Source organism: Selenomonadales bacterium, assembly GCA_017442105.1.
In the GTDB taxonomy this organism is placed as follows: domain Bacteria; phylum Bacillota; class Negativicutes; order RGIG982; family RGIG982; genus RGIG982.
Map to the genome: position 1 here is coordinate 1 of JAFSAX010000039.1, position 4,212 is coordinate 4,212.

The 4,212-nt window shown below is 50.0% G+C and carries 7 protein-coding genes; all 7 read left to right on the forward strand.

Translation table 11 applies throughout. From position 1 onward, the window contains the following. Positions 1-943, forward strand: a 943-nt coding sequence (locus tag IJN28_01580) for a DUF927 domain-containing protein (protein MBQ6712464.1), incomplete at its 5' end; no start/stop codon positions are given. A gap of 385 nt (positions 944-1,328) precedes the next feature. After that, positions 1,329-2,564: a DEAD/DEAH box helicase gene (locus IJN28_01585; GenBank protein MBQ6712465.1), complete on the forward strand. Its 1,236-nt coding sequence runs from the start codon at positions 1,329-1,331 to the stop codon at positions 2,562-2,564. Further along, positions 2,561-2,872 carry a VRR-NUC domain-containing protein gene (locus IJN28_01590; protein MBQ6712466.1) on the forward strand — a complete coding sequence of 104 codons (312 nt, stop codon included), beginning with the start codon at positions 2,561-2,563 and terminating at the stop codon, positions 2,870-2,872. The genes IJN28_01585 and IJN28_01590 overlap by 4 nt, the downstream gene beginning before the upstream one ends. Continuing rightward, positions 2,854-3,171, forward strand: coding sequence for a hypothetical protein (locus IJN28_01595; protein ID MBQ6712467.1), 318 nt, complete (start codon positions 2,854-2,856; stop codon positions 3,169-3,171). The genes IJN28_01590 and IJN28_01595 overlap by 19 nt, the downstream gene beginning before the upstream one ends. Position 3,172: 1 nt before the next feature. Beyond that, a complete protein-coding gene (locus IJN28_01600) occupies positions 3,173-3,487 on the forward strand; it encodes a hypothetical protein (GenBank protein ID MBQ6712468.1) in 315 nt (104 codons plus the stop codon). Further along, the gene (locus IJN28_01605; protein ID MBQ6712469.1) at positions 3,474-3,653 is read left to right on the forward strand and encodes a hypothetical protein; all 180 of its coding nucleotides are present in this window, start codon (positions 3,474-3,476) and stop codon (positions 3,651-3,653) included. The genes IJN28_01600 and IJN28_01605 overlap by 14 nt, the downstream gene beginning before the upstream one ends. Beyond that, on the forward strand, positions 3,650-4,057 hold the full coding sequence (locus tag IJN28_01610) for a DUF1492 domain-containing protein (protein MBQ6712470.1): 408 nt from the start codon (positions 3,650-3,652) through the stop codon (positions 4,055-4,057). Before IJN28_01605 ends, IJN28_01610 begins: the two co-directional genes overlap by 4 nt. Positions 4,058-4,212 lie beyond the last annotated feature (155 nt).

Here is a 4,212-nt window from a genome sequence, read left to right on the forward strand (position 1 = left end):
CGCTCTGATGGTGGCTATGAGCATCTGGGGCGATCCGCGCATGGGGCGCATGGTCAAGACGATGAATATGACGGCAAACGCGATGATGGAGACGGCAGGGTTTCTGCACAATCTGCCTTTTGCGGGCGATGAGCTTCAGACGATCAAACAGCGGGGCATTAATTATGATTCGCTTATCATGCGTGTGACGGAAGGTATCGGCCGCGGCCGCATGAGCTATGATAAGGTGCAGGATATCAAGACATGGAAATGTGCGTTTCTGTTTACGGGAGAGGAGCCCTGTACGCAGCTGTCGAGCGGCGGCGGTACGAAGAATCGCGTAATCGAGTGTGAGTGCGAAGGTGCGCTGGTGGCCGACGGGCATCGTACGGCAACGGCGGTCGCACAGAATTTTGGTCATGCGGGCATCGTGTTTCTGGAAAGGCTCAAAGAACGCGATCTGACGAACGAATATAAGGGGCTGCTGCGGAAGGTATTGGACGAGCTCGATACGACCGATAAGCAGGCCATGGCGCTCGCTCTGATGCTTTTGGCAGATGATATAGCACGTGAGATATTCTGGCCGAATGAGTTGCCGCTCACGATGGATGACGTCAGGCCGTTCGCGAAGAGCCGGGCAGATATCGATCCGGCGGAACGGTCGTATGAGTGGGTCGTGAATTTTATCTCACGAAATGCGTATCACTTCGCGGACGATGTAAAGGGCGAATCGTGGGGCAGGATCGATCCTGTGAGCGTGCTTATCAATAAAGACGTACTGACTGAGGCGATGTCGGAGAACGGGTTCAGCTTCGACAGCGTGAAAAAGGTCTGGGCACGCAAAGGGTATCTGGTCAGAGATTCGCAAGGGAAATTCGCTCATCAACGAAAGGTACGAGATATGACGACGAGCTTTATCAAGCTGAATTTGCCGAAATGTGAAGTGGAAGAAATTCCCTTTTAACTTACCTCAAGAAAAAATGTAAGTCGAAGGTAAGTTTTTAAAACCCAGTAAAATCAAGGGTTCATAGGGTACAAACTTACAAAACTTACAAACTTACATGTTTTTATTAAATCGCATACGCGCGTATAACAAAGAGAAAATCTCTCCGTTATACATATATATGTGACACTTTCGCGGGGAAAAAAGTAAGTTTGTAAGTTTCCTTGATATTACTGGGCTCGCGGGTACTTTTAAAGTAAGTTAAAAAGAAAGTAACTTACTTTTTGGGGGTGAGGTCATTAAATTAAGACCATATCAGGAAGAACTTATAAAAAATATCCGCAGCGAGATCAATGCAGGCAGACATTCGGTCTGTGCGGTGCTCGGATGCGGAGGAGGCAAGTCTGTGATCGAGGGGACGATCGCAAGGCTGGCAACGGAGAAGGGGAATCGGGTGCTGTTCCTCGTTCATCGGCAGGAGCTCTGTCAGCAGATACAGCGGACATTCGAGCTGTGCGGTGTAGACTTTTCGCTCTGTACGGTGGCGATGGTGCAGACGGTATCAAGACGGCTCTCAAGTACGCCGACGCCTGATCTTATCATTACGGACGAATGTCATCATGCGACATCGAATACATACAAGAGGATCTACGAGAGATTTCCTTCAGCGGCGCGGATCGGGTTCACGGCAACGCCTGTACGCATGATAGAAGGTGGTCTGGGCAGTGTGTTCGATGCGCTGATCGAGTCGGTCAGTACGAAGTGGCTGATCGAGAATGGATATCTGGCACCGTACAAGTATTACTCGGTGAAGGTTGCCGACATCAAGGGTCTGCCGTCACGCGGCGGAGATTATGATAAGGCGGCTCTTGCCGAGCTGATGGAGCAGAAATATATCTACGGCAAGACGGTGGAAACGTACGAGCGTATCTGTGGGGGCAGGCAGACGATCGTGTACTGCGCATCCATTGAGGCGAGCAAGCGAACGGCAGAGGAGTTTGGCCGTGCAGGGTATTCGGCGGCACATATCGACGGGACGACCCCGCCCGCCGAGCGTGCAAGACTGATACAGGATTATCGAAGCGGGCGGATAACGGTACTGACGAATGTCGAGCTCTTCGGAGAAGGCTTCGATGTCCCCGACTGTGAGTGTGTCATCCTGCTTCGGCCGACAAAATCGTTGTCACTCTTTATCCAACAGTCGATGCGATCGATGCGCTATAAACCGAACAAGGTCGCATACATCATCGATCATGTCGCCAATGTCTATGTACACGGCTTCCCCGACGATGCGCATGAATGGTCGCTCGAGACGAAAAGACGCAAGCAGAAAAGCAGCATAACCGTCAAGGAGTGTCCTGTCTGCTTCGCCGTTCTGCCGCTCTTTACGAAGGTCTGTCCGTACTGCACGGCAGAACTGAAGCAGACGCAGGAGGAACAGCGTATCGAGGTAGAGGCAGAGCTCGAGGAGATCAGGCGGATGCCGTATGAAGATTATCGCAAGGCTAAGACGTTCGGCGATCTGGAGCGCATCAGCAAAGCGAAGAAATATAAATTTATGTGGACGGTGCATAAGGCGATCGAGTTGGGTATACAGGTGCCGCCGAAGTATCGTTACTTGGAAAGGCGGTTTTGTCGGTGAACGAAACAGATCTGATGAATATGATCAGGCTTCGACTGACAGAGTGCGGGTTTACGGTCTTTCGGGTGAACGTCGCAAAGGTCAGACTGCCTGATGGGAGATTTTTTAAAACGGGTCTGCCGAGAGGATTCTCTGATCTGTTCGCCGTGAAGGACGGACGAGCTTATTTTATCGAGGTCAAAACGGGAAATAACAAGCCGACACAAGAGCAGCTGAACTTCATCGAGCAGATGAAAAAGAAGGGCTGTACGGCAGGCGTCGTATGGTCGGTAAGGGAGGCTGAAAGATTATGCTTGACGGATACGTGATGGAGGACGGGTATCGGGAATATTCGCCCGGGGATTCGCGTTTATGGATGGAGCTGTTTATCCTGGCAGAGAAGCGGTCACGCGAGCTGTGCAGTAAACTCCAATGGCTGCGTGAGGTCGGGTGCATCTTAGAACGCAGTTATCAATTTGGCTTCGTCATTCGCCCTGTAATCGCTGTAAACGGTTGGGGTAATATAGATGAGTACAATGAGGCAAAACGGTGCTTAAACGAGCACAGAGACGACGTAGTGGCGATCCTGCGAGAACTGGCAGAGCGTCAAAGAGAGAGGAGGTCTTGAGATGAAGAAGAAAATGCGTGAGGCGATGCAGATGGGATACTTGATGCCATGCTATCGCTTTCGGGATGCAGACAATGAAAAGCAGATGGAGAAGATCGAGGAAGAAGTGAAAGAGGTCTTTGATGCGCTGATTCGTTATATGATCGAGCCGGGCAGAGAGAATCGTATGGCTTTTCTGATGGAGTGTGCTGATGTACAGGTCTGCATGGAGACGCTGATGCACAATCTGGGTGCGAACGAGTACGAGCGCATGGAGGTTCGTCGGCGCGTGTGGAAGAAGAATGATGATCGCGGGTACTACGATGAAGAACGGTGAAGGATATCACGATCCGACAGCAGGAAAGGCGGTCGCGCTGATGAGAGAGCGAAAGAACGCACTCATCGTCTTGCAGTCGATGCTGAGATATGCGGACGAACACGGGTATGAAGTAGTAGGCGAGCTACGGCTTAAGAACAAGCGGACGGGGAGGGTGTGGCGATGAACGAGGTAAAACGATGGCTAAAGTCGGCATGGGTACTTAAGAAGCAGATAGAAGCCAATATGGACGAGATCACAGCCTTAAGAACGCTTGCGTGTCGTGTCACACCGATGTACAAGGAGTCGCTTGGTGGCAGTAAAGAAAATCGTACGGAAAATACGGTCGCAAGGATCGTTGATCTGGAATCAGATATTCGCCGAGATACGGAGAAGCTGGTTCGTCGTGTCGAGGAGATACGAACGGCTATCGAACGCATCGACGATGAACGATGCCGCGTGGTCTTGACGAAACGCTATTTGACGTACATGAAGTGGGAAAATATCGCTTCGGAGATGCATTACAGCGTAAAACAGATATTCCGTTTTCATGAGAAGGCGTTGAGAAGAATAAAAATAACAGTGAAATAAGGTTTAATTTTATATTCTTTTGGGGTATGATTAAAAGTGAAAATGATTATTTATAGGAGATGACATCAAAATGCGTAAAGAACAATTAACTGAAGGAGAAAAACAGTTATTGGATGATTTCATGGAAACGTATCTGCAAGACCGTAGAAATGAGA